Origin of the sequence: Rhodoferax saidenbachensis (genome assembly GCF_001955715.1) — a bacterium.
In the GTDB taxonomy this organism is placed as follows: domain Bacteria; phylum Pseudomonadota; class Gammaproteobacteria; order Burkholderiales; family Burkholderiaceae_C; genus Allorhodoferax; species Allorhodoferax saidenbachensis.
Map to the genome: position 1 here is coordinate 3780819 of NZ_CP019239.1, position 25455 is coordinate 3806273.

General features: G+C 60.8%; 22 protein-coding genes. 17 read left to right on the top strand and 5 right to left on the bottom strand.

Annotation, left to right across the window (positions count from 1 at the left end; genetic code table 11):
• Positions 1-172 precede the first annotated feature (172 nt).
• The 3 genes from RS694_RS18000 to RS694_RS18010 all read left to right on the top strand — a co-directional run bounded on the left by RS694_RS18000 (position 173) and on the right by RS694_RS18010 (position 3686).
• A complete protein-coding gene (locus RS694_RS18000) occupies positions 173-1507 on the top strand; it encodes a glutamine synthetase family protein (protein WP_029709498.1) in 1335 nt (444 codons plus the stop codon).
• 93 nt (positions 1508-1600) lie between these two features.
• Positions 1601-2980 carry an aspartate aminotransferase family protein gene (locus RS694_RS18005; RefSeq protein WP_029709499.1) on the top strand — a complete coding sequence of 460 codons (1380 nt, stop codon included), beginning with the start codon at positions 1601-1603 and terminating at the stop codon, positions 2978-2980.
• Positions 2973-3686 (top strand): GntR family transcriptional regulator, encoded by a 714-nt coding sequence (locus tag RS694_RS18010; RefSeq protein WP_081708721.1) that lies wholly within the window; start codon positions 2973-2975, stop codon positions 3684-3686. Before RS694_RS18005 ends, RS694_RS18010 begins: the two co-directional genes overlap by 8 nt.
• A 10-nt stretch (positions 3687-3696) precedes the next feature.
• Here the strand turns inward: RS694_RS18010 and RS694_RS18015 are convergent, their stop codons facing one another.
• Positions 3697-3960, bottom strand: coding sequence for a hypothetical protein (locus RS694_RS18015; protein WP_029709501.1), 264 nt, complete (start codon positions 3958-3960; stop codon positions 3697-3699).
• A gap of 180 nt (positions 3961-4140) precedes the next feature.
• Here RS694_RS18015 and htpG point away from each other — a divergent pair, with 180 nt between their 5' ends.
• Both htpG and RS694_RS18025 read left to right on the top strand, forming a co-directional pair.
• Positions 4141-6123, top strand: a complete 1983-nt coding sequence (gene htpG / locus RS694_RS18020; protein ID WP_029709502.1) for a molecular chaperone HtpG — start codon at positions 4141-4143, stop codon at positions 6121-6123.
• 175 nt (positions 6124-6298) lie between these two features.
• Positions 6299-6706: a hypothetical protein gene (locus RS694_RS18025; RefSeq protein WP_029709503.1), complete on the top strand. Its 408-nt coding sequence runs from the start codon at positions 6299-6301 to the stop codon at positions 6704-6706.
• Between the two features lie 71 nt (positions 6707-6777).
• Here the strand turns inward: RS694_RS18025 and RS694_RS18030 are convergent, their stop codons facing one another.
• Positions 6778-8640, bottom strand: coding sequence for a PAS domain S-box protein (locus RS694_RS18030; RefSeq protein ID WP_051392109.1), 1863 nt, complete (start codon positions 8638-8640; stop codon positions 6778-6780).
• A 252-nt stretch (positions 8641-8892) separates the two neighbouring features.
• Here RS694_RS18030 and RS694_RS18035 point away from each other — a divergent pair, with 252 nt between their 5' ends.
• The 7 genes from RS694_RS18035 (at position 8893) to RS694_RS18065 (ending at position 16652) form a co-directional block, all read left to right on the top strand.
• On the top strand, positions 8893-9543 hold the full coding sequence (locus tag RS694_RS18035; RefSeq protein WP_029709505.1) for a response regulator: 651 nt from the start codon (positions 8893-8895) through the stop codon (positions 9541-9543).
• A 107-nt stretch (positions 9544-9650) separates the two neighbouring features.
• Positions 9651-10115 carry a response regulator gene (locus RS694_RS18040; RefSeq protein WP_076069896.1) on the top strand — a complete coding sequence of 155 codons (465 nt, stop codon included), beginning with the start codon at positions 9651-9653 and terminating at the stop codon, positions 10113-10115.
• Positions 10112-11731 carry a methyl-accepting chemotaxis protein gene (locus RS694_RS18045; RefSeq protein WP_029709507.1) on the top strand — a complete coding sequence of 540 codons (1620 nt, stop codon included), beginning with the start codon at positions 10112-10114 and terminating at the stop codon, positions 11729-11731. The genes RS694_RS18040 and RS694_RS18045 overlap by 4 nt, the downstream gene beginning before the upstream one ends.
• A gap of 88 nt (positions 11732-11819) precedes the next feature.
• Positions 11820-12944 (top strand): HD-GYP domain-containing protein, encoded by a 1125-nt coding sequence (locus RS694_RS18050; protein ID WP_051392111.1) that lies wholly within the window; start codon positions 11820-11822, stop codon positions 12942-12944.
• Between the two features lie 114 nt (positions 12945-13058).
• Entirely contained in the window at positions 13059-14801 is a 1743-nt protein-coding gene (locus RS694_RS18055; RefSeq protein ID WP_037248435.1) for a methyl-accepting chemotaxis protein, read from the top strand.
• A gap of 78 nt (positions 14802-14879) precedes the next feature.
• Complete coding sequence (locus RS694_RS18060; protein WP_029709510.1) at positions 14880-15374, top strand: chemotaxis protein CheW; 495 nt, start codon at positions 14880-14882, stop codon at positions 15372-15374.
• A 30-nt stretch (positions 15375-15404) separates the two neighbouring features.
• Positions 15405-16652 carry an HD-GYP domain-containing protein gene (locus tag RS694_RS18065; RefSeq protein ID WP_029709511.1) on the top strand — a complete coding sequence of 416 codons (1248 nt, stop codon included), beginning with the start codon at positions 15405-15407 and terminating at the stop codon, positions 16650-16652.
• A 40-nt stretch (positions 16653-16692) separates the two neighbouring features.
• On the opposite strand, the gene RS694_RS18070 is transcribed toward RS694_RS18065, so the two are convergent.
• Entirely contained in the window at positions 16693-17439 is a 747-nt protein-coding gene (locus tag RS694_RS18070) for a metallophosphoesterase family protein (RefSeq protein ID WP_029709512.1), read from the bottom strand.
• A gap of 133 nt (positions 17440-17572) precedes the next feature.
• Positions 17573-18436 (bottom strand): hypothetical protein, encoded by an 864-nt coding sequence (locus RS694_RS18075; RefSeq protein ID WP_029709513.1) that lies wholly within the window; start codon positions 18434-18436, stop codon positions 17573-17575.
• Positions 18437-18912: 476 nt separating this feature from the next.
• Between RS694_RS18075 and RS694_RS18080 the strand changes: the two genes are divergently transcribed.
• The 4 genes from RS694_RS18080 to RS694_RS18095 all read left to right on the top strand — a co-directional run bounded on the left by RS694_RS18080 (position 18913) and on the right by RS694_RS18095 (position 23799).
• Complete coding sequence (locus RS694_RS18080; RefSeq protein ID WP_241464201.1) at positions 18913-20109, top strand: YbfB/YjiJ family MFS transporter; 1197 nt, start codon at positions 18913-18915, stop codon at positions 20107-20109.
• A gap of 76 nt (positions 20110-20185) precedes the next feature.
• Positions 20186-20629: an FKBP-type peptidyl-prolyl cis-trans isomerase gene (locus RS694_RS18085; RefSeq protein WP_081708723.1), complete on the top strand. Its 444-nt coding sequence runs from the start codon at positions 20186-20188 to the stop codon at positions 20627-20629.
• 99 nt (positions 20630-20728) lie between these two features.
• The gene (locus RS694_RS18090; RefSeq protein ID WP_029709516.1) at positions 20729-22243 is read left to right on the top strand and encodes an amidohydrolase family protein; all 1515 of its coding nucleotides are present in this window, start codon (positions 20729-20731) and stop codon (positions 22241-22243) included.
• Positions 22244-22317: 74 nt separating this feature from the next.
• Positions 22318-23799, top strand: coding sequence for a carotenoid oxygenase family protein (locus RS694_RS18095; protein WP_037248437.1), 1482 nt, complete (start codon positions 22318-22320; stop codon positions 23797-23799).
• A gap of 81 nt (positions 23800-23880) precedes the next feature.
• Here the strand turns inward: RS694_RS18095 and RS694_RS18100 are convergent, their stop codons facing one another.
• Positions 23881-25020 (bottom strand): M14 family metallopeptidase, encoded by a 1140-nt coding sequence (locus RS694_RS18100; protein WP_029709518.1) that lies wholly within the window; start codon positions 25018-25020, stop codon positions 23881-23883.
• Positions 25021-25111: 91 nt separating this feature from the next.
• Here RS694_RS18100 and RS694_RS18105 point away from each other — a divergent pair, with 91 nt between their 5' ends.
• A complete protein-coding gene (locus RS694_RS18105; RefSeq protein WP_420805961.1) occupies positions 25112-25342 on the top strand; it encodes a putative motility protein in 231 nt (76 codons plus the stop codon).
• Positions 25343-25455: the final 113 nt, after the last annotated feature.

Genomic DNA, 25455 nt, shown 5'->3' on the forward strand with positions numbered 1-25455 from the left:
GCAGGGTCGCCTTTTCTTTGGTGACTTTCTTTTGGCGAAGCAAAAGAAAGTTACTGCGCTGTCGGGCGCACAACCCGACACGCCAAGCAATCCAACCCAATTCCCGAAGAATGAAATTTGTGATCAAATATTGAACTAGCGCATCCACATCCGGGTGCGCGGAAAGCCCCTCATGACCACCCCCATCGCCCAACTCCTGGCCGACCACCGCATCCACGAAGTGGAATGCATCATCCCCGACATCACTGGCATCGCCCGCGGCAAGATCATGCCCAAGGACCTGTTCCTCTCCGCCGGAGAAATGCGCCTACCCAAAAGCGTGTTGCTCAACACCGTGAACGGCCAGCAGCCCGACAACACGCCATACGTGGGCGATACCGACCCCGACATGGTCTGCAAGCCCGATATCAATACGTTCCGCGTCGTCCCTTGGGCCAAGGAAAACGTGGCCGTAGTGATCCATGACTGCCATGAATGGGACGGCCGCGCCGTCTCGCTCTCGCCGCGCGCCGTGCTGCGCAAGGTTCTGGAGCTGTACGCGCAAAAGGGCTGGAACCCGGTGGTCGCGCCCGAGATGGAATTCTTTTTGGTAGCGCGCCAGCAGAACCCGCATGAGCCGCTGCAACCGCCCATCGGCCGCAGCGGCAAACCGGAGGCCGGGCGGCAGAGCTATTCGGTCGATGCGGTCAATGACTTCGACCCGTTTTTCATGGAGCTGTCGCAGTTCTGCGAGGTGCACAACCTCGGTGTGGAAACACTGATCCATGAAGCGGGCGCTGGTCAGATGGAGATCAACTTCAACCACGGCGAGCCGCTGGAACTGGCCGACCGCGTGTTCCTGTTCAAGCGCGCGGTGCGCGAGACGGCGCTGCGCCACGGTATCTTCGCCACCTTCATGGCCAAGCCCATGGAGATGGAGCCCGGCAGCGCCATGCACATCCACCAGAGCATCCTCGACAAGGATGGCAACAACGTCTTCAGCCAGGCCGATGGCACGGCCAGCCCCGCTTTCTTCCACTACATCGCGGGCCTGCAAAAGTACGTGCCACAGGTCACTGCGCTGTTCGCTCCGTATGTGAACTCGTACCGCCGCCTGACACCCGACATGTCGGCCCCCACCAATGTGCAGTGGGGTTATGACAACCGCACTTGCGGCATTCGTATCCCCAACTCCAGCCCGGCCGCACGGCGCGTAGAAAACCGTGTGCCGGGTGTCGATGTGAACCCGTATCTGGCGATTGCCACCACGCTGGCCTGCGGCTATCTGGGGATGCTGGAACAGGAGCAGCCCAGTGCGCCGCTGACCGCCAGCGCCTGGCAAATGGAAGCCGCACTACCGCGCCACCTGGAAGACGCTATTCGATTGCTGCGCGAATGCGGCCCCATGCGCGGTGTGCTGGGTGAGCTGTTCATCGACGCGTTTTGCGCCGTCAAGGAACTGGAGTTCCGCACCTACAACCGCGTGATCAGTTCCTGGGAGCGCGAACATCTGCTCTTGCTGGTCTGACTTCCACCGTTCGGGCTGAGCCTGTCGAAGCCTTGCGAGCCCTTCGACAGGCTCAGGGCGAACGGGATGACGTACTTCTGTTCTGAGAACAACATGAACACTTCTGAACCCTCTTTTCGCCACGGCATCCGCTGGGACCGCGCGCAAGCGCTGCTGGCACGCGAAGTGGCCGCTTTCGTACAACGCAACCCGCGCTCGCAGTCACTGTCGCAGCGCGCCCAAAAGCACCTGATGTTTGGCGTGCCGCTGCACTGGATGAACGACTGGGGCACGCCGTTTGCGCTGCAGGTGGCCAAGGCCCAGGGCGTGGACATCACGGACGCCGACGGCCACACGCTGGTGGACTTTTGCCTGGGCGATACCGGCGCCATGTTCGGCCACGCACCCACCGTGGTGGTTCAGGCCATCGCCCAACAGGCCGCGCAGGGCATGACAGCGATGCTGGGCGGTGAAGACGCAGCCGTGGTGGGCGAGCTGTTCCACGCGCACTTTGGCCTGACGCACTGGCAGTTCGCCATGACCGCGACGGACGCCAACCGCTATGTATTGCGCTGGCTGCGTGCTGCCAGCGGGCGCAAGAAACTGCTGGTGTTCAACGGCTGTTACCACGGCACGATTGAAGACGTGTTTGTCGATCTGGTGGACGGCGTACCCACGCAGCGCGACAGCCTGCTGGGTCAGGTACATGACCTGACCGCCCACACGGTGGTCGTGGAGTTCAACGACCTGGCCGCGCTGGAAGCGGCACTGGCCAAGGGCGACATCGCCTGTGTGCTGGCCGAACCAGCGATGACCAATATCGGCATGGTGCTGCCCGAGCCCGGCTTCTGGGAAGCGGCGCAGACCCTCATCAAAAAGCATGGTGCCGCGCTGGTCCTCGACGAAACTCACACCATCAGCTGCGGCCCCGGCGGCTACACACGGGCGCAAGGCCTGCAGCCGGATGCGCTGGTGGTCGGTAAACCCGTGGGCGGTGGCCTGCCCTGCGCGGCCTATGGCTTTAGCGCTGAGTGGGCCGCACGTGTGGTGCACGCCAAGCGCACCGCGCCGCCCGGCCACTCGGGCATTGGCACCACGCTGTCCGGCAACCTGCTGGCCATGGCGGCGATGCGTGCCACGCTAAGCGAGTTGATGACACCGGCCGTCTATGCGCCCATGCTGGCGCTGTCGCACACGCTGGCCGAAGGCTTGCGCACACGCATCGCCCAGCGCCGCCTGCCCTGGTGCGTGACACAACTGGGCGCGCGCAGCGAGTTCCAGTTCCGCACCACGCCACCTCGCAACGGCAGTGAGGCCGGTGACGCACTGGACAGCGACCTGGAGCACCTGATCCATCTGGCGTTACTGAACCGCGGCGTGATGATCACCCCCTTCCACAACATGATGCTGATCTGCCCCAGTACCACAGCGGCCCATGTGCAGCAGTTGCTGGATACGTTTGACAACGTGCTGGACGCGCTTTGCCATGGCTAAAACGAAGGTGACCAAACCCGTTCGCGTTGCAGAGGCTTCAACAGCCTCCGCCCGAACGGATGCCCCGACGACCACGCAACAAGACACCTGTTACCAAACCCTGCGCCAGTGGGTCACCGTGGGGCGCTTTCTGCCAGGTGAACGGCTGAAGATTCGCCAGGTCGCCGAAGACCTGGGCGTGGGCGTCATGCCGGTGCGCGCCGCGCTGCAGCGCCTGGCGTCCGAAGGCGCGCTGGTCAATGTGCCCAACGCCGGTGTGGCCGTGCCCTTTCTGTCGCGCGCCGAGTTTGACGATGTGCTGGACATGCGCCTGCTGCTGGAGGGCGAGGCCGCCGAGCGCGGCACGCTGCGGCTGTCTACGCAAGACCAGGCCACGCTGAAAACCTTGTCCCGGCAAATGGATGCAGCGCTGAAGGCGGCCGACGCCAAGGCTTACCTGGCCGCCAACGAAGACTTCCATCTCATCCTGTACCGCGCCGCTGGCTCACCCACGCTGCTCGCGCTGATAGAAACCGTGTGGCTCAAGGTGGGGCCGCTGTCCAACCAGTTGTTTGAACATGCGGATGCGCTGGGGGTACTCAACGACGCCCACTCGGACGTGCTCAAGGCCGTGGCTAAACGCGACAGCGCCGCGGTGCGCCGGGGGATAGAGCGGGATTTGTTTGTGGCCGGGCAGTTTTTGCGCCAGGCCTGCAAGGGACGCTAGAGAACGGGCTTCAAGCGCCGCGGCTGGGCGGTTTCTTGGCCGCCGGGTCGGGCAGGTCCATGGGCTCGGTGTCGTCGTAGGCCCCGTCCAATGGCGCGATCTGGGTTTCCTCGGGTCCGTCGTGCGGGGTTTGCAGGCTGTCCTCCCACAGGCCCCAGGCCGTGTCGGAGTCACTTTCCACCACGTCGGGCAGGGGCAGCGGGTCCAGCAAGGGATCGTACGGCCGGGTGCCGCCGGGCTTGGGGGGTACGGTCTTCGGCTTCTCCGGTGTCATGGTCGGCTTATCCCTTGCGTCAGTATTTCCATTAACTGTAGCCGTTCTTGCCCCTCCATGGGAAGAGCCCGGACGCCCCTCTTGAAACCCGGCCCATCGCCCATAATTGCGGGTTGCCCGCGCCACAGGCACCGCCTGACAGGCGCGCGAACCGTTTTACAGAGACTCAGAGACCCATCTATGACCAAGCAAACCATGAATTTCCAGGCCGAAGTTGCACAACTGTTGCACCTGGTTACCCACTCGCTGTACTCCAACAAGGAAATTTTCCTGCGCGAGCTGATCTCCAACGCGTCCGACGCCTGCGACAAGCTGCGCTTTGAAGCGATCAACAACAGCGGCCTGTACGAGAACGATCCCGAGCTGAAAGTCAAAGTCACCTTCGACAAGGATGCCAAGACACTGACCATCACCGACAACGGCATTGGCCTCTCGCAACAGGAAGCCATCGACAACCTGGGCACCATCGCCAAGAGCGGCACCAAGGACTTTGTGAGCAAGCTGTCCGGCGACCAGAAGGCCGACTCGCAGCTCATCGGCCAGTTCGGCGTGGGCTTTTACTCCGGCTTTATCGTGGCCGACAAGATCACGGTCGAATCCCGCCGTGCCGGCCTGCCCGCGGACCAAGCCGTACGCTGGGTCAGCGACGGCGGCGCCAGCGGTGGCGGCGCGTTTGAGGTGGAAAGCATCACCCGCGAAGCACGCGGCACCAGCGTCATCCTGCACCTGCGCGACGACGCACAAGACTACGCCCAAGCCTGGAAAGTCAAAGGCATCATCAACAAGTACTCCGACCACATCAGCCTGCCCATCCAGATGGAAAAGGAAGAGTGGAAAGACGGCGAGCTGATCAACCCATCGGACGAAAACGGTGGCCGCCAGCCCGGCGCCATGGTCAAGACCGGCGAGTGGGAAACCGTCAACAAGGCCAACGCCATCTGGGCCCGCGCCAAGAAGGACATCAGCCCAGAGCAGTACGACGACTTCTACAAGCAGATCAGCCACGACTTTGAAGCGCCGCTGGCCCACACGCACAACCGCGTGGAAGGCAGCACCGAATACACCCAGCTGCTGTACATCCCCGGCAAGGCCCCGATGGACCTGTACAACCGCGAGAAGTCTGCGGGCGTGAAGCTGTACGTCAAACGCGTCTTCATCATGGACGACGCCGAGGCGCTGTTGCCTACCTACCTGCGCTTTGTCAAAGGCGTTGTGGACTCTGTCGACCTGCCGTTGAACGTATCGCGCGAACTGCTGCAGGAAAGCCGCGACGTGAAGGCCATCCGCGAGGGCAACACCAAACGTGTGCTGTCCATGCTGGAAACGCTGGCCAAACACGACAAGCTGCCGGAAGCCGGTGCTGACGGTGTAACCGACGTAGTCAGCGAAGAAGACAAAGCACAGGTTGGCAAGTACAGCAAGTTCTACGCAGAATTTGGCGCCGTGCTCAAAGAAGGCCTGGGCGAAGACTTCGCCAACAAGGAACGCCTGGCCAAACTGCTGCGCTTTGCCAGCAGCACCACCGACAGCGTGAGCGTGTCGCTGGCCGACTACAAGGCGCGCATGAAGGAAGGCCAGGAGGCGATTTACTACATCACCGCCGACAACGCGGCCGCCGCCAAGAACAGCCCGCAGCTCGAAGTGTTCAAGAAAAAGGGCATCGAAGTCCTGCTGATGACCGATCGCGTGGACGAGTGGGCGCTGAACTACCTGCACGACTTCGACGGCACGCCGATGCAGTCCGTCGCCAAGGGCGCGGTCGATCTGGGCAAGCTGCAGGACGAGGCCGAGAAGAAAGCCGCTGAAGAAGCTGCCGAAGCTTTCAAGCCCCTGCTGGCCAAGCTGAAAGAAGCGCTCAAGGACAAAGCGCAAGACGTGCGCGTCACCACCCGCCTGGTCGACAGCCCCGCCTGCCTGGTGGTGCAAGACGACGGCATGAGCACACAACTCGCCCGCATGCTCAAGCAGGCTGGCCAAGTTGCGCCCGAGGTGAAGCCCGTGCTGGAAGTCAACGCCGAACACGCGCTGGTGAAAAAGCTCGACGGCTCGGTGCATTTCAACGACCTGGCCCACATCCTGTTTGACCAGGCCCTGCTGGCTGAAGGCGGACTGCCTGCGGACCCTGCGGCGTATGTGAAGCGCGTAAATGCCTTGTTGGTGTAATACGAGGGATTTAGGGGAAAAATTGGCCTCTAGCCCTCGTGGAATATGCGCAACCAGCTATTGAATTAGTAGCAAATACGCATAGAAAAAAGCCCCGCAGTTGCAAGACTGGCGGGGCTTTTTCTTGATGTCTCGGCGCACGCATCTATTTCAAATACCCAGCTAGGATGGATGCATGCACATCCCCCTCACTGCACCCCATCTCTCCAAGCCCGTCTGGCTGTTGCTGGCCGTGTACTTCATCGCCAGCCTCACGCACTTCGCGCACAACGCAGAGTTCATTGCCATCTACCCCAATATGCCGGCCTTCATCACACGGGAGACGGTGTACTGGGCGTGGCTCGCGGTGAGCAGCTTGGGCGTGGCAGGCCTGATCGTGAGCCGCCTGGGGCTGCATGCCTTGGGGGCCTTGCTTCTCATGGCCTACGGCGTTTGCGGGCTTGATGGCCTGCTGCACTACACGCTGGCCCTGTGCACCGAGCACACATTGGCCACCAACCTCACCATCTGGTTTGAAGTGTTGGCAGGCTCTGCATTGGCGGTCGGCGCAGTGTGCATGGCGTGGCACAGGGTTAAGAACTAAAACTGGCTTTCGCAGGATGCTTGGCGGGCGGCGCATGCAGCCACGCCCATTCGGCCTTGCACAACGTCCCTCTATTCGGACGCTTCAATCTGCTTGCGTAGCGTCACTGTGCATCCTTGGCCCAGTTGGGCGTCCATCGAAAACTGCGCCCCCACCGCATCCGCACGCTGCTGCATGCCCAGTATTCCCAGACTGGCGCCAGCTTCGGCCAGTGCACGTTTGGCTCGGATGTCAAATCCACGACCGTTATCTGTCAGGGTCATGTCCAGCCAACCCGCCCTTTTGCGCAAGTCAATCACAACACGGCTGGCGTGTGCATGGCGTGCGATATTGGTCAGTGCTTCTTGCGCCACACGAAAACAGACCGTTTCCATTTCCGGAGGCAGGCGAGTACCACCCAAATCGTGGTCAAACAGAATTTCGGCTTTGCTGCGTGATGTGTGCTGGTCCACCAACCAGCGCAGGGCCGGAATCAGCCCCAGGTCATCGAGCATGGGCGGCCGCAGGGTATGGGCCAGGCGTCGCACCTCCCGCATGGCATGGTCGATCAACGTCAGGCTTTCCGACAGGTGTCCCGGCGTTGTCGACGGTGCCTGCTGCGCCAATTGCAGGTTGATCTTCAAGGCGGTGAGCGTCTGCCCCAACTCATCATGCAATTCCAGTGCCACACGACGACGCTCGTCCTCCTGGGCTTCAATGACCTGACGGGTCAGCATCTGGGAACGGTTGATATGCTCCTTCTGCGCGGCCAGGTAGCGCTTTCGGGCACTGTTGTCGCGCACGATTTTGGAGGCGCCAGTGATCCAGCCGTCGGCATCCCGTATGGGAGAGATGGTCACGGAAACGTCCAGCAGGGAGCCATTTTTGTGGCGGCGCACAGTTTCAAAGTGGTCTATCTTCTCGCCCTGCCTGAGCCGTTCCAGTATGAGGTCCTCGTCATTCCACAGATCGTCCGGAATGATGCGGCGAATCGATTTACCCAGAATTTCCTGTGAGGCATAACCAAACATCGCTTGTGCTGCGGGATTCCAGCTGGTCACCGTGCCGTCCAGCGACTTGCTGATGATGGCGTCATCCGTTGACGCCACGATGGCCGCGAAATGCTCCGCCATGACCTCCATTCGCAGACGCTGCGTAATGTCGCGTGCGATTTTGGAAGCGCCAACAATCCGCCCGGTGGCATCCCGGATGGGGGATATCGTGACAGACACATTGACCAGGCTTTGGTCCTTGCGCATGCGCACAGTTTCAAAATGGTCAACCTTTTCACCCGCAAGCAACTTCTCCAGAATGAAGCCTTCTTCCTGCAGACGGTCTGGCGGAAACAGAAGCACCATGGGCTTGCCCATCATCTCTTCTTCGGTGTAGCCAAAAATAGCCGCCGCACCACGGTTCCAGCTCGTGATACGGCCATCCAGCGATTTGCTGATGATGGCGTCGTCGGAATGCTGCACGATCGCGCGAAAGCGCTCTGCATCCAGTTCAAAAGCCTTGCGTTCGCGGATCAGCGTTTGCAACTGCGCTTGCGCTTGCGCCAGATCCGTGATGTCCTTTCCGTCTGAGACGACTGAGGTCACGATGCCATCCTCCCCCTGCAACGGAATCAGGCGCGAATAAATCTGGTGTTTTTGGCTGGGGCCATCAAAGGAAAAACTGATCTCGGAGGTTCGCCCGCTTTCAAAGACGGTGCGCAGCTCACGATCCCACAGATCACACAGCACCCGGGGCATACCCAGCTCACGATTGGTCTTCCCCAGAAACCACTCTGACGGCAAGCCCGTCGCCGTTTCGACGGCCTTGTTGACGTACAAATGGCGAAACTGCGCGTCGAATTGCGCGACTATGTTTTGCATATAGTCGGCAAACTGGATGCTGGAACCCGGAACTTCAGCCGCACCGCCTTCGTCCGTTTTGGCGATTTTTGATTTATTCAAGAGAACTCCCTTTGCGTGACCAAGGTAACAGAGTTTTATAACAAACATCACTGCAATACGCAAAGGCCTTTCCTTTGCAGGAATATCGGCTACCAGGACGATGCCCGCTCCAATAGATGCAAGGCATTAATTTCACACCACTTCTTTGTCCTTTTGGTTAGCATTGGTAGCAATAGAAGGGGAGCGCATCGTGCAACAAAAATGTCTGAATCGACCATTGGAGCGCTTGTGGAAACGCAAGAACGCACAGTAATGCCCATACGCACCCTCGTAGCAGACGACCACCAACTGATGCGCGCAGGCCTGCGCAAATTGCTGGAGAACCTGCCCGACATCGAGGTCATGGGCGAAGCCGACAACGGCTTGCAATTGCTGGAGATGGCGCAGTCCCTGTCACCTGACCTGGTACTGATGGACATCAGCATGCCGACACTCAATGGCTTGGACGCTACCGCCCAATTGACCAAGGTGCTGCCCACAGTGCGCATCTTGATCCTGTCGATGCACATGAATGAAGAATATGTGCGTCAGGCACTGGTCAACGGTGCCGCAGGCTACATCCTGAAAGATGCGGCCCCCCGCGACTTTGACCGTGCTATCCGCACTGTCATGCAGGGGGAGACCTACCTCAGCCCCGAAGTTTCCAAGGGCGTCATGAACGACTATGTGCAGCGGCTGCGCAGCGAATCCACCGAAACGGAAGTACTCACGCCACGCCAGCGTGAAGTACTGAAACTGATTGCCGAAGGCAGCAGTACCAAGGACATTGCACGCCGGCTGGATCTGTCCGTCAAGACGGCCGATACGCACCGCACGCAACTCATGCGCGTGCTCGACATCCACGATGTCGCCGGACTGGTCCGTTACGCCATCCGCACCGGGATCATCTCCGCAGAGTCCTGAAAGCAGACCATCGCGTCTCCGGTATGCCGGGCTCTCAGGTGTTTTAGGTCACCCTTTCAGGTACCTACCTGATTTTCTTTCGGTGCCCCCACTTCTACAGTGGACCCATGGCACACACACAATCACTTTTGCACGATGGAGCGGTCAACAGCCGCTCTTTCAGCATTGTGTTGGTTGATGACAGCGACACCTTCCGCTTAGCCTGCCAGGCAGCCCTGGAAAGCGTGCCGGGTGTCAAGGTGGTTGCGTCTGCACAGGACGGTCCCAGCGCCCTGGCACTGGTTCGCACGGCGCCCCCCGACCTGGTCATTCTGGACATTGCCATGCCCGGCATGGGCGGCCTGGAAGTGGCCCGCCAGTTGAAGCTGTTGCCAGAGACCCCGCCATTTGTTTTCCTGTCCATGAACTGTTCCCCGGAATACCAACAGATTGCGTCCCACATGGGCGCAATGGCGTTTGTCAGCAAAAAGGACCTGTTTGAAGAGCTGCTGCCCTTGGTGAGCCATTTGACCCAGGGTTTGCACACCGCATCGCCAGCGCATGGCACCACTTCCCAAGGAGATGAACCATGAGAGTCAACCAACCCATCACCGACAATGAATACCGTTTGTCCCCCGACCAAACCCTGGTCTCCGTGACGGACACCAAGGGGCGCATTACCTACTGCAACCCCGCCTTTGTCGCCGCAAGCGGCTTTTCTACTGAAGAATTGCTGGGGCAACCCCACAATCTGGTGCGGCACCCCGACATGCCCGCAGAAGCCTTCCGCGACATGTGGGAGACGATTCAGGCGCAGTTGCCATGGAGCGGCCTGGTCAAGAACCGGCGCAAGAATGGCGACTTTTACTGGGTACAAGCCAATGCCACGCCCATGATGGATGGCGCAGAGGTCACCGGATTCCTGTCAGTGCGCACGGTGCCTTCCGCAAAAGGCGTGGCTGCGGCTGCCAGCCTTTACCAAAAAATGTCTGCCGATGCCACCAAGGGCCACCAGACCTACGTGCTGAAGCAAGGGCAAGTGTTGCGCCGCGACCTGTGGGGCCGCGTGCAACGACTGTTCCAGTGGAGTCCACTGGGCAAGCTCGCATGGATGCAGACGCTTGCCGCTGTGGTGCTGGCAGCGTGCGGAGCCTTTGGCTTACCGTGGGTAGTAACCGCCTGTGTCGTAGCGCTGGCCGTGACAGCGCTGGTTGGGTTCACCTGGCATTGGATGGTCAAGCCCATGCACGCGCTGGTGGCGGATGCCAATCGCCTGGCCTCCGGTGATCTGGCCCATAACGTACAGACGGGCGCAGCCGGTATGACAGGCAAACTGCAGCAGGCGCTGATGCAAATGTCCGTGAACCTGCGTACCGTCGTCAATGATGTGCGCCAGGAAGTGGACCAGTTGCGTACCGCTGTGCAGGAGATTGCCGACGGCAACCAGGACCTGTCGTCGCGCACCGAGTCCCAGGCCAGCAGCCTGCAGCAGACCGCGGCCTCCATGGAGCAGATCAACGGCACCATGCAGCAAAGTGCATCCTCCGCGATACAAGGGGCCCGACTGGCACAAGAGACATCGCAGGTCACCGGGCGCAGCAACGACGCCGTACATGCCGTGGGTGGCACGATGCAAAACATCAGCGATTCGTCCAAGCGCATTGGTGAAATCATTCAGCTGATTGAGGGTGTTGCCTTTCAGACCAACATCCTGGCATTGAACGCCGCCGTAGAAGCCGCCCGGGCTGGAGATGCTGGCCGTGGGTTTGCGGTAGTGGCGTCCGAGGTACGTTCGCTGGCACAGCGCACCACCAGTGCGGCCCGGGAAATCAAGCAACTTATCACTGAATCGGCAGAGCGTGTTTCTACCGGCAACGCACAAACCCAGAATGCCCTGGAAAAAATGCAGGAAGCCCTCGACTCCGTAGGCAAAGTGCGCAGCATGTTGGACGAAATCAGCTCTGCCACCTCTGAACAGCAAGTCGGTGTTTCGCAGATCAATGAAGCAGTGGCACACATGGACTCCATCACCCAGCAAAACGCTGCCATGGTCGAAGAACTGGCCGCTGCCGCTAAATCTGTGCAGAGCCAGGTAGAAGGCGTCAGCAGTTCCATGCGGTTGTTCCGCCTGGTGCGGGGAGAAAAGACCCTATCCCAAATCGATGCCGTGGAGTTGCGCAGGGAACACAAGCAGCTCGCCTTCGCATAGCCCTTTCGCAAACTTTTATCAGAACAGCCGGGAGACAAGCGTTATGCCAAACACACACTTCCACACCCTCACAGACCACGGAGGGGCCATGTCCGGCAACCTGGCACTGCACCTGACACGGGTACATGGTGTGATTGCCGACCAGTTTCCCGATGTGGACCGGGTTGCACTTGCCGTGTATGACCCCTCCACGGACATGCTGAAGACATTTCTTAGCAGCAGTACCGATACCCAACCCCTGAAACACTATGAAACCCGACTGCGCGATATTCCCGCCCTGGAAGCTTTGGCGCATCAACGTAAAAGCCGGGTCATAGACGACATTCAGGCGGCGCCTGCGCAATATGCAGTGCATGCGCAATGGCTGCGAGAGATGAACTACCGCTCCAGCCTGACCGTCCCCATCCACGACGGCGACAGGCTCGCAGCCTTTTTGTTTTTTGACTCGTACAAGGCTCGCGCGTTCACACTGGAAGTAGCCCAATTCCTGGAGGTTTTTGCCGACCTCATCTCCCAACACTACCTGCTGCAACAGAAAGTGGCAGGTAGTCTGATAGGTATCGTGCGCCTGGTGAGCGAGCTGGCCGGAACACGCGACCAAGAGACAGGCCAACACCTCGATCGCATGGGCCAGTACGCGCATCTGATGGCAACCAAACTCGCTGACAGCCACCACTTCAGCGACCTGTTTGTGGAACAGGTACGGCTCTTCGCTCCGATGCACGACATCGGAAAAGTCGGCATTCCCGACAGCATCTTGCTCAAACCCGGCAAACTCAATGCCGAGGAATGGAACATCATGCGCACCCACGTCGAATTGGGTATTCGGATTGTCGACAAGATCCGCTTAGACACCGGCTTTGGTGATGATGGCGCCATCACCGTGATACGCAACATCGTGGCCTGCCACCATGAACGTGGCGATGGAAATGGCTATCCACGCGGATTGCAGATGCATGAGATCCCCATGGAAGGGCGGCTGATCGCCGTCGCTGACGTGTACGACGCGCTGACCAGCGCCAGGCCCTACAAGGCTCCGTGGACCGAGGAAGCGGCCATAGTCGAACTGCGCAAGGAGGTTGAACGAGGCCGGTTGGACGGCGATTGCGTCGAGGCATTGGTTTTAGCACGCGCTGAAAGACTCGCCATCCAGTTGCAGTTTTGCGATACGCCTCAGGAGGCACGCGAATGCAAATCTGTACTGCTGGTTTGAAGTCACACGACAAAGCTTGGTCTACATCAACCTGCTTGCATCCATCCATTTCTAGCATGGCCGCATGACAACGGCCATGGCCCCAGATCACGTTTCATTTTTAGGAGAAACACCATGCGCATCAAAGACCTGAAGGTTTCCACGCGACTGGCAGGCGCATTCGGCTTGGTACTGGCGATCAGTGTGATTGCAGCCGCCTTGTCCATTGCCAAGCTTGCCGCGATTCAGGACAACCTGCGCGACATTGTTCAGATCAACAACGTCAAAATCCAGCTCAACACCAACATGGCAGACGCCCTGCATGTGGTGGCACGGGTCATGCGCAGCGTGGTCTTGCTGCATGAGCCTGCAGAAAAGGAACGCGAAAAAGTCAAAATTGCCAAGGCGCGAGAAGACTACGACCAGAGTTGGACCGCATTGGAAAAGTTTGCGCCCAACCCACAGGCCAAAGCCCTGCGGGTCAAAATTGACGAAGCCAAAAACCTGTCGCGGCCCCTGAATAACAAAGTGATTGAGTTGGGAATGGGAGGCAAGGAGGCAGAAGCCATCGCACTGCTCTTCAAGGAGGCCAACCCCGCCTGGCAAAAATGGCTGGATGCGCTGGAAGAAAACATTGCCGTCCAACAAAAGCAAAACCAAGAGCAGTTCCAGCAGACAGAGGCCGAGTATGTGCAGGCGCGCACCATGCTCATCGTAGCCAACGCACTGAGTATTGCACTGGCCATCGTGCTGGGTTGGATGGTGACACGTTCGATTACCCGTCAGCTGGGTGGTGAGCCTGCAGAGGCCGCCAAACTGGCGCAAGCGGTCGCCAGCGGTGATCTCAGTGTGCATATCGCACTGCACCCCAATGACAACCACAGCATGATGTCGCACCTCAAGCACATGCAGGAAAGCCTGGTCCAGGTGGTGGGCTCTGTACGGCAGGGCTCGGAAGGGGTGTCCACGGCCAGTGCAGAAATTGCACAGGGCAACCACGATCTGAGTGCACGCACGGAAGCCCAGGCCAGCTCACTGGAAGAGACCGCCGCCTCCATGGAGCAACTGAGCGCCACCGTCAAACAAAACGCCGATAGCGCACGCCAGGCCAACCAACTGGCCATCAGTGCGTCATCCGTCGCAGTCAAAGGCGGGGAAGTCGTGGGCCAGGTCGTGGACACCATGAGGGACATCAACGCGTCATCCCACAAGATATCGGACATCATTGGCGTCATCGACGGCATTGCCTTCCAGACCAACATCCTGGCCCTCAACGCAGCGGTGGAAGCGGCCCGTGCCGGAGAGCAAGGCCGCGGCTTTGCCGTGGTGGCCACCGAAGTGCGTTCGCTGGCGGGGCGATCTGCCGAGGCGGCCAAGGAAATCAAGGCATTGATAGGCGCCAGCGTGGAACGGGTAGAGATGGGCACCCGTCTGGTGGGCCAGGCCGGCACCACCATGTCAGAAGTGGTGAACTCCATCCAGCGGGTGGCCGACCTGATGGGCGAAATCAGTGCTGCCAGCAACGAGCAGAGTGCTGGTGTGGCGCAGGTCGGTGAGGCTGTGATTCAAATGGACCAAGTGACCCAGCAAAACGCCGCTTTGGTGGAGGAAATGGCGGCCGCCGCCAGCAGTCTGAAGTCACAGGCCCAGGAGCTGGTGCAAACCGTCAGCGTATTCAAGCTGGACGCCAATGACGCCTCGTCTTACGTTACGCCAACTCCCAGCCCGGCATTGCATCGGGTTGCCCCTGTCGTCCGCAAGCTGGGCACCCTGGTCAAGTCTTCACCTCTGGTGAAAGGCATGTCCCGGGCATTGCCAGTGCCGGCATCACCCAAGCCGGCACTGGCCGCTGCCGACGGCGACTGGAGTTCCTTTTAACCCTTGCCTGCAACAACCCCAAGGAGAAATGCTATGACTTCCACAGACCTTGCTGTATCCCCAACCCTGGCGACTCCCATGGCGGACAGGCACTTGCCACCTGCTGCGCGCGAATGTCTGAGTTTTCGTATCGGCCAGGAGGAATACGCCATCGACATCCTCAAGGTGCAGGAAATCCGTGGCTATGAACGGTCCACCCGCATGGTGGGTACTTCTGATTTTGTCAAAGGTGTCCTGAATCTGCGGGGTGTCATGGTCCCCATCATTGACTTGCGCATGCAATTCGGCCTGGCAGACGTCCCGTACGATGCATTGACAGTCACGGTCATCCTTCAGCTCCAGGGTCGCGTGGTCGGAATCGTAGTGGATGCTGTCAGTGATGTGGTGGAACTGTCTGCCGACATGGTCAAGCCGGTACCGGCCTTTAGTGGCCACGTCGACTCCACCAGCATCCTGGGCATCGCCACGGTTCCAAAAGGCGAAGATGAAGATGAGCGTATGCTGATACTGTTAGACGTGGAGCAACTGATGCGCGGCCCAGCCATGGGCCTGGCAGAACAGACACTGCAGTAAAAAACCGGAGGGGCTGACCACAGCACCCATATGCTCAAAAAAATAAGCGTTCAGCAGTTGACCGTTGGCATGCACCTCAAGGAGTTTTGTGGCTCCTGGATGGACCATCCTTTTTGGCGATCCGGCTTTGTCATCACCGACCCCAAGGACCTGGCCACCATCCTCGCCAGCAGCATCCGGGAGGTCTGGATCGACACCGACAAAGGTCTGGACCTGGCCAAAGACCAGGTCGCCGTGTCGGAAGCCGAATCTGCCGAGCAAGCAGAAGCCGAGTTGAACAAGGCGGATCAGGAAATACGGTCCATCGATCCGGTTTCCACCGCACAAGAGCTGAGACAGGCTGCCAAGATTTTTCAGCATTCGCGTGAAGCCGTGCTCTCCATGTTTGAAGAGGCCCGCATGGGCAAGGCGGTGGACACCGGCCACGCCAAGGCACTGGTGGAAGAAATCTCCGACTCCGTGTCACGCAACCCGGGTGCGCTGATCAGCCTGGCCCGCCTGAAAAACGCCGACGACTACACCTACATGCATTCGGTCGCGGTGTGCGCCATGATGGTCGCGTTGGCGCGCCAATTGAAACTGGACGAAGAGCAGGTTCGACTGGCGGGCGTGGCGGGGCTGATGCACGACCTGGGCAAGGCCGCCATGCCCATGGAAGTACTCAACAAACCCGGCAAGTTGACCGACGCGGAATTCGCCGTCATCCGCACCCACCCGGAGAGAGGGCACAAAATGCTCCAAACCGACCCCAGTGTCGATCCCCTGGTGCTGGATGTCTGCCTGCACCACCATGAAAAGATGGACGGCTCGGGTTATCCCAAGGGCCTCCAAGGCCATGAGATCAGTCAGTTCGCCAAGATGGGCGCCGTGTGCGACGTGTACGACGCCATCACCTCCAACCGCCCGTACAAGTCCGGTTGGGATCCTGCGGAGTCACTGCGCAAGATGGCCGAATGGACTGGCCACTTCGACCCCAAAGTATTCCAGGCGTTTGTCAAGAGCCTGGGCATTTACCCCATCGGCTCCCTGGTGCGGCTGAGCTCAGGACGCCTGGGTGTGGTGGTGGACCAGACCGGAAAATCGCTCACCACACCGGTCGTTCGGGTATTTTTCTCGACCAAGGCGAACATGCGCATCCTGCCGGAATTGGTGGACCTGTCCAAATCACAAGGCAGCGAAAAAATCGCCGCTCGCGAAGACCCCGCCAAATGGAACTTCCCCGATCTCAGCGAATTGCTGCTCGCTCCAGTTGCCGCCACAACTGGGGGCAGCACCTGACTTCACGCCTCGCACGCAGTGTGCATTTTTTGTCTGGCGATCAGGTCGGGCTTTTCACATACCCCGTGCGCAAGGCATACGCCCACTCTGGACGCCCACGCAGCTCAGCCAAGCGCGCCATGGGCTCGTAGTCATACGGCACGTTATGCAGTGCGGTGTGCCACAAACTGCCTACCTGTTCGATGATGGCGTAACGGGCGTCGGGCGAGCCGTTTTGCACGATGTGCGCTACCGGGTGCATGTCCTCATAGGCCGCCAGCCCCACGCTGCCCGGGTTGCACAGCAGTTGTCCGGCGCGTGAACGCAAGGCGCGTGGAATGTGGGTGTGGCCGCAGGCCACCACCGCGGCTTTCACGTCACCCAGGCGGGCTTCGACCTCATCGGCGGTGGCGGGCAGCGTGCCACCTGGCACGGCATTCTCAAAGAAGTAATGCAGGTCGCTGGTGGGCGTGCCGTGGCACAGGAAAACATCTTGCGCCAGCAGATGGGTGGCAGGCAACGCACGCAGCCACGCCAATTCGGCCTCGCCCAACTGGGCGTGTGCATAGGCATCGGATGCACCACGCTGCTCGGCGGAGTGGGTCAGGATTTGCCGCTCGTGGTTGCCCGCCAGACTGAGCCACCCCGACGCCATGAGGTACTGCGCGGTCTCCAACGGTAGCAAGGGGCCAGACAGGCTGTCGCCCAGGTTGACGATCAAGTCCACACCCCGGCGCCGGATGTCCGCCGCCACGGCTTCGAGTGCGGGCAGGTTGCCATGGATGTCGGAGATAAGTGCGATGCGCATAGTGCAGTCACTGTACTGCAGCGAACAAGTGAGTGAGCTGACCGAGGGTTACGACCGTCTCCCTGGGGCCAGTAGTTGACTTCTATGTATGACCACACTTGAGAACTCCCAAAGTGGCTACTTCAAGGTCTGATCAGACCCCAAAGCGGTTAGAGGCTGCCAATCCAACTTCCAACTTGCTGATATGGTCCTTGATCGAAGCGAGATAGGTTTTCATATCAGATATGGCCTTGTCACCATAACGCCCACGCACACTCAGTCCAACGTCCTCACGATTCTTGACGATGGACTCGGCAATTCCCAATGAAGTCTTCGCAACGTCGAGTGGCAAATCAGAGATGTTTGGCAAGGTGATGGCATGATTCTCTTCGTAGCGGAAAGCTTTAGCTTCATTTGCACGTGCGGCTGCCGAAGTTGCGTTTGAAATAGCCATTTTTTTGTCGTATTCCGTACTGCCAACAATTTTGTCCGGCCTTATGAAGTCTTTGGTGACATCATTTGCGCGATTGACTTTGACCGGCTCAGAAGAGGCCAAGAACTCGACCGTACTCCTGGTTGCAGCTTCAAAAAAATCGCGAGTGACATACTCTTGCCTCTCCACCTTTGAAGGCTTGCCAGATTGCGCTGATCTTCTTTCCTCTACTTGTTGCACGATCTTCATTCCATTATCAAATCCTGAAAGTCTTTTCTGCACGAACGCCTCCTTGTCCTCCGCGTTCATGCTGCGAAATTTTGCGTGCAGTGTTTCTGTATCTTCATCGCCAATAATTTCTATGCGTGCCCTTGCTTGAGATTGCTCGGTGGCAGCATCTTCTTGGGTTGATACCAAGCTTTGTTCGAACAGAGCCTTACCCTCCTCCGAAAGTACTAGAGTCGTTCCTGGAGCTTTTTCTTGAGGAACCCCGTTTTCAGGAAGAATCGCTTTCGTGTCGGCAACAATGCGCTCAAGGCGAGCCCCAGTGCTGGATTCAGTAGCTGCACGCGAAATTGTGGTCATGTTTTCACTCTCTTCAGTTGGCTCAAAGAGTTGCCGGAGGACTGTCTATTGCTCAATCATTCCGCGGTCGTGAGCCTCGATCAGACGCTGACCTACGGCATAGACGGCGACGCTTGAGCGAGATCACTCTTATGGAAACGACGGTAAACGAGATGACAGGACTTTGCTATCCCCCAATCGGGTGAATCTGGGTGCGATAACCAAAAATAAGCCCCTGTTTTTGCAGCTATATCGTCCAGATTGTGGCGCACTCATATCGGGTCAGTGCCGCAAGGCAATTACTCAGCGCGGGCTTCTATGAGCCAGCTCTTGGAAACCGTGGCACTAGGACGGACTGCTTTGCGAACCTCCGCTTTGTGGCGTCGACTCCACGGCAGCCGACTTCCGCTTTGGGTCTAGTGCACGCATAGAAATGCAGCCCCCGCGCCGCAACAATGCCTCGAGCGCCATTTGAACGCCACCGGCACAATCCCCCCATGCATTCACCCAAGCCCCTCGCCATCGCTTTGGCCGGCATGTTGTCCCTGGCGGTGGCCATGGGCATTGGCCGCTTTGCCTTCACGCCACTCCTGCCCATGATGCTGCACGACGGTGTGATCAACCTGCCCACCGCCAGCTGGCTGGCCACGGCCAACTACCTGGGTTACTGGCTGGGCGCCATGGCCTGCGCGCTGCAGCCCTGGGTCTGGTCGCGCTGGCCTGGGTTGCGGCCCGTGGTGCACACCAGTGCCGTGCGCATGGGACTGGTGGCGACCGTGTTGCTGACCTGCGGCATGGCCTGGCACTGGCCGGTGGTGTGGCCGTTGTGGCGTTTTCTGGCGGGTGTGATCAGTGCGGTGGTGTTTGTCTACACCTCGGGCTGGTGCCTGGCGCGGCTGGCGGCGCTGGGTGCGCCGCGCTTGTCTGGCATCATTTTTGTGGGGCCCGGGCTGGGCATCACGGTGAGCGGCCTGGCCGCCACGGCCATGGTGGCCAGTGGGGTGACTGCGGCCACGGGCTGGCTGGCGTTTGGCGCGCTGGCCGTGGTCCTCACCGCGCTGGCGTGGCCGCAGCTCCACGGTAAGGTACCCGCCACGCCACCACCTGCCGGTCCTTCGGGCGCGGCCAGCCACGGCGAGGTGGCCGTGCTGGCGTTGGCCTATGGGCTGGCCGGGTTTGGTTACATCATCACCGCCACCTTTTTGCCAGTGATCGCGCGCCAAGCGCTGCCAGGCTCGGTCTGGCTGGATTTGTTCTGGCCGCTGCTGGGCCTGGGCGTTGCGGCGGGCGCGCTGCTCACCATCCGCCTGCCGGTGCACTGGGACCGGCGCCATCTGCTGATGGGTTGTTACGCCATGCAGGCCTGCGGTGTGTTGATGGGCGTGTACCTGCCCAGCCTGTTGGGTTTTGCGCTGGGCAGCCTGCTGATCGGTTTGCCCTTCACCGCCATCACGCTGTTTGCCATGCAAGAAGTCCGGCGCCTGCGGCCCCATGGCGCATCGGCCCTGATTGGTCTGCTGACCGCCGTGTACGGCGTGGGCCAGATTGCCGGGCCGCCGCTGGTGGCCTGGCTGCTGCACCACAGCGCCAGCCCGGCGCAGGGGTTTGCCGTGTCGCTGCAGATTGCTGCGGGCACATTGCTGATTGGCGTGGCGCTGTACGGCTGGCTGGTGCGGCGTTACCCATTGCACTAAGCGCCTGTTTACGATCTATGTGCTTTACCCGGGGCTGCGACAATCTCCGAAGATTCACCACCAGACACCAACACACATGCAAACATCCACCCGCATCGCCGCCCTCACCCTGGCCCTGGTCTCCCTGAGCACCGCTTGGGCCCAAAACGCCGTGACCGCTGCCGCCGCCAAGGAAGAAGGCGCACAGGTCACCGCCAGTGGCCTGGTGTACCGCTCACTCAAAGACGGCACCGGCGCCAGCCCCGCCACTAGCGACAAGGTCAAGGTGCACTACCGCGGCACCTTCCCCGATGGCCGTGAGTTCGACAGCTCCTACAAACGTGGCACCCCTATCGAGTTCCCGCTGAACGGCGTGATCGCCTGCTGGACCGAAGGCGTGCAGCGCATGAAGGTGGGCGGCAAGGCCAAGCTGACCTGCCCGCCACAAATCGCTTACGGCGAGCGCGGCGCCGGTGGTGTGATCCCGCCGAACGCGACGCTGCAGTTCGAGGTGGAACTGCTGGGCATCAACGGAAAATAAATGCCAAACAGGGCGCTAGCCCTTATGGATATTGCGCAAGCAGCTATTAAATAAATAGCAAACTGAGGGCGCTGGCACCTTCTTTGCTACTGGCAAAGGATGCCAGACACCCACCCAAACCCCGCCCCAACCACGCTGGACTGCGCCTGGCTGCTGTCTGACCCCGGCAGCACGCCACCCCAGGCCAACACGCGCATCACGCTGGCTTCCGGATTGGTCAGCACGGTAGCTGCACTGCCACAGCCGGTCGCAGGCCCGCGCCAACTGGTGCTGCCTGCACTGGCCAACGCGCATGACCATGGCCGCACGTTCCGCAGCGCCACGCTGGGCTCGCAAGACCTGCCGCTGGAAGGCTGGCTGCCCTACCAGGGCCTGGTTCCGGGGGCGGACCCTTACTTGTGTGCTGCCACTTCATTCGCCCGCTCGGTGCGCCGCGGCGTGGCGCACCTGATGGTGCACTACACGCGTGTGCAGGGCGGCATGCCGTTTGTGGAGGAAGGCTTGGCGGTGGTGCGCGCGGCGCGCGACGTCGGCGTACGAATTGGCTTTGCGGTGGCGCTGCGCGACCGCAACGGTCTGGGCCTGTGCGACGACGCCACCATGCTCGCCGCATTGCGCCCGGAGATACGCGACGAAGTGGCCCGGCGCATGGCGGTGCGCGGCCTGCCGCCCGCGCAGCAAGTGGCACTAGTGGAAGAACTGGCCGCCAGCGTGCAACAGGACGACAGCCTGGCGCAGCACATGACCGTGCAGTACGGCCCCACCGGCGTGCAGTGGTGCAGCCAGCCGCTGCTGGAGGCCATCGCCCAGGGCTCGGCCGACCACCAGCGCCCGGTGCACATGCACCTGCTGGAAACACCCTACCAGCGCCAGTGGGCTGACCATGCTTACCCAAAAGGCATCGTGCATTACCTGGACCAGATCGGGCTGCTGAGCCCGCGCCTGACGCTGGCGCACTGCGTCCATGCGCGCAGCGACGAGCTGGCTCTGCTGGCCGAGCGCGGCGTCACCATCGCCGTCAACACCAGTTCCAATCTGGCGCTCAAATCCGGCATCGCGCCGTTGGCCGAGATGCTGCGCCAGGGCTGCCGCGTGGCCATGGGCCTGGACGGAGCGGGCCCGGACGAAGACGATGACGCCCTGCGCGAAATGCGCCTGGCCTACACGCTGCAACGCGGCTGGGGGTTCGCGGAAGATATGACGCGCACGCAGCTGTGGACGTTTGCCGCACGCAACGGACGGCGCAGCGTGAGTGCCGACACGCACCCGCTGGGTGGCACCATCGCACCCGGTGCGCCGGCCGATTTGGTGGTGCTGAACTGGGATGCGCTGGACGACGACGCACTGTTTGACAACATCGACCCGCTGGACCTGCTGCTGGCGCGCGCCAATGGCAGCCATATCGACCAGGTCATCGTGGGCGGACGTACCGTGGTGCGCCGCGGCCAGTTGACCACGCTGGACGAACCCGCCCTGCGCGCCGAACTGCTGGCGCAGGTGCGCTCACGCATCGCCGCGCAAGCCGACCTGAGCCCGTGGCGTGCCACCGTGGACGCCTTCGTAGAAGACCTGGGGCCGTTTTACCGGCGCAGTGCCTGGGCCGGTTGCTGCTGACAGGCAGATCATCACGCGGGTACACCGGGGCAAGCCCGCTTGTCCTGGCCGCACAGTTGGCCTAAGCTGGTTGCATGAATGCACCTCTTAACGCTGCACTGCTTGCCCCTTTTGGCGAAGACCACGGCCCGCACCTGAGCGGTGTGTACGCGCCGGTAAATGCCGAACAAACCCTGCACAACCTGCCGCTGCTGCGCGGCCAGATTCCGACGGATCTGAATGGCGTGTACTTGCGCGCCGGGCCCAATGCACGCTTTGAGCCGCATGGCCGTTACCACCCGTTTGATGGCGACGGCATGGTGCACGCCGCACAGTTTTCCAAAGGCCAGCTCACCTACCGCAACCGCTGGATTCACACCGACGGCTGGCAGGAAGAAGACCTGGCGCAGCAGGCCACCTTCTACGGCATCCGCGAGACCCTCAAGGGCCGCACCGACAAACGGCTCAAGGACACGGCCAACACCGACGTCGTGGGCCACGCGGGGAAGGCGCTGGCGCTCTGGTACATGGCGGGTGATGCGTACGAGATCGACCCCGTCACGCTGCAAACACTGGGCAAGGCGCGCGGCATCACCGCCACGGGCAAAGGCATCTCGGCCCATGCCAAGGTGGACGAAACGACTGAAGAGCTGATGTTCTTTGACTACAGCACCGAGGCGCCCTACATGCACTACGGCGTGCTGAGCGCCGACGGTGCACTCCAACACCATGTGCCGATTGACCTGCCCGGCCCGCGCTTGCCGCACGACATGGCCATCACGCAGCACTATTCCATCCTGCACGACCTGCCACTGTTCCACGATGCCGATGCGCTGGCGCTGGGCCGCCACAAGATCCGCTTTCACCCCGAGATGCACACCCGCTTTGGTGTGATCCCGCGCCTGGGTGCGAGTGACAGCATCCGCTGGTTCAGCTTCACGCCCTGTTACCTGTACCACACGGTCAATGCCTGGGAAGACGGCGACTGGCTGGTGCTGGTGGGCTGCCGCTATATGCCGCGCACACGCGCCGACGGCAGTATCGACCCCGAAGGCACTGCGCGTGATGTGGCCGAGCTGGTGATGCGTGCGCGCCTGTGGTGCTGGCGCATGAACCTGGCCACCGGCGAGACCGAAGAACATGTGCTCAACCCCGATCTCAACGTCGAGTTCCCCAGTTGCAATGCGCGTCTGGCCGGGCGCAAGACGCGTTACGGCTACCTGGTGGACCACTCTTCGGTGACCACGCTGCAATGGGCCGGGCTGCGCAAGATGGATCTGGAAACCGGTGCCAGCCTCAGCGCCTGGACCGATGACCCGGTGCACAGTTGGTACACCGAACCCTGGTTTGCCGAGGCTGACAACGCCACCGCCGAAGACCACGGCTATCTGATCGCTTTCCAGTGGAACGAAGCACTGCAGCGCCAGACGCTGGACATCTTTGACGCGCGCGACCTCAGCACCGGGCCGGTCGCGCAGGTGGAACTACCGGCGCGCGTTCCGGTGGGCTTTCATGGTTGCTGGATCGCTGAGCGCCGGCTTTTGTACAGCGCTGAAAAAAACCTCCGTTCGGGCTGAGCCTGTCGAAGCCCTCAACACATCCGGGATTTGCAAGGGCGGCGTTTCGACCGACTCAGTCCGAACGGACTCTATCTGGCCTTAGAGCACCGCCAACAGCGGCTGCAATACGCTGGCGCCAAGCTTTTTGGAGCGTGCGCCGCTCCAGCCCGTGGCCGCGTCGGGCAACTGGGCGTTGTCCTTGAACGGCATCTCGATGGTGAACGCCAGGCAGGCAAACTGCTGCGCCACCCAATTGGTGGCCAGGGTAGGGTTGGCCTTGCCGGCTTCGGTGCGGCCGTAGTTGAACTCGTCCTGAAAATCCGGGCAACTGGCCATCCAGGTGGTCTTGAAGGTGTTTTCCAGATCGGCCACATGCGGCGTGTAACCTGGGTTGCCTTCGGAGCCAACAACAAAGTTGTAGGGCAGGCCTTCGTCGCCATGGGCATCGAGGCACAGGTCCACGCCCGTGGCCAGCATCTTCTGGCGCACCAGAAACACCTCGGGTGATTTCTCCATGCTGGGCTCCAGCCACTCACGGTTCAGGTTGGCACCGGCGGCGTTGGTGCGCAGGTTGCCGCGCACCGCGCCGTCAGGGTTCATGTTGGGCACCACGTGGAAGACACAGCGCTGCAGCAACACGCGGCTCACGGCGTCGTCCGGGTCCAGCAGGCGCTCCAGAAAACCTTCGACAAACCACTCGGCCATAGTCTCGCCCGGGTGCTGGCGTGCAATCAGCCAGACCTTCTTTTTCTCGGCCAGCGAAATGCTGCTCTGTGCATCGGTGATGCGCAGCAGGCCCATGTCGCGGCCGTCCAGCGTGTGGCCCAGGCACTCCTGGGTCACGTGCGGCGACGCTGCGGCCGACGCCAGCAGGTCCAGGTGCTGCTCCCAGGAGTAGGGCTCGAAGTAGGCAAAGTAGATGCACTGCGTCTCGGGCTTCACACGCGCTGTCATCACATGCCCGTCAAACGTGGTGTCGACGCGAAACCAGTGCTGGCGGTCGTGGCTGGCCACCACGCGGTAGCCTTCCCAGCCCTTGGGGTAGGCGCTGGCGCCGGCGTTGAGAAACTTCACGTTGACTGCCAGCCCCGCCGCACCCTGCAGGCTGAAGTGAAACCACTGGGCAAACCCGGCGGCCGAGTCCTTGCGGATGTTGACCTGGATGTTGCGGGGGTCCTCCAGGCTCACCACCTCGATGGCGCCGGAATCGAACTGGGTGGAGATATGGAGTTGTGTCATGGGCTGCAAAGTGGTGCCGAAAGGCTGATAGGGATTGTAGAAGCCCGGTGCGCCAGGGGCGCGTATTCAAGTTTTCAGAAAAAGGGCCGATATGACAGAAAGCCCTCAAAGCACCACCATGAACATCGCCAGCACCCCCGCCGTACAAGCCGCCACTGCCGCCGCGCAGGGCCCCACGTCGGACGCGTTGAACATTCTGGTGCTCAAGAAGGCGCTGAACCAGCAGGCCGTGGCCGCCGCCACGCTGATCCAGTCCCTGCCGCCCGTGCCCGCCCTGGCCACCAGCGGCAGCGTTGGCACCCGGCTCAACACCTTCGCGTAAACACGCCAGCGCCCCTTGCGGCGCAGATGCAGATTAGGCATCAAATCGGCCTCCAGCTCTTATAGGGTGTGCGCAAGCAGCTATGCATTCAATAGCGTTTTACACCCGCCGTT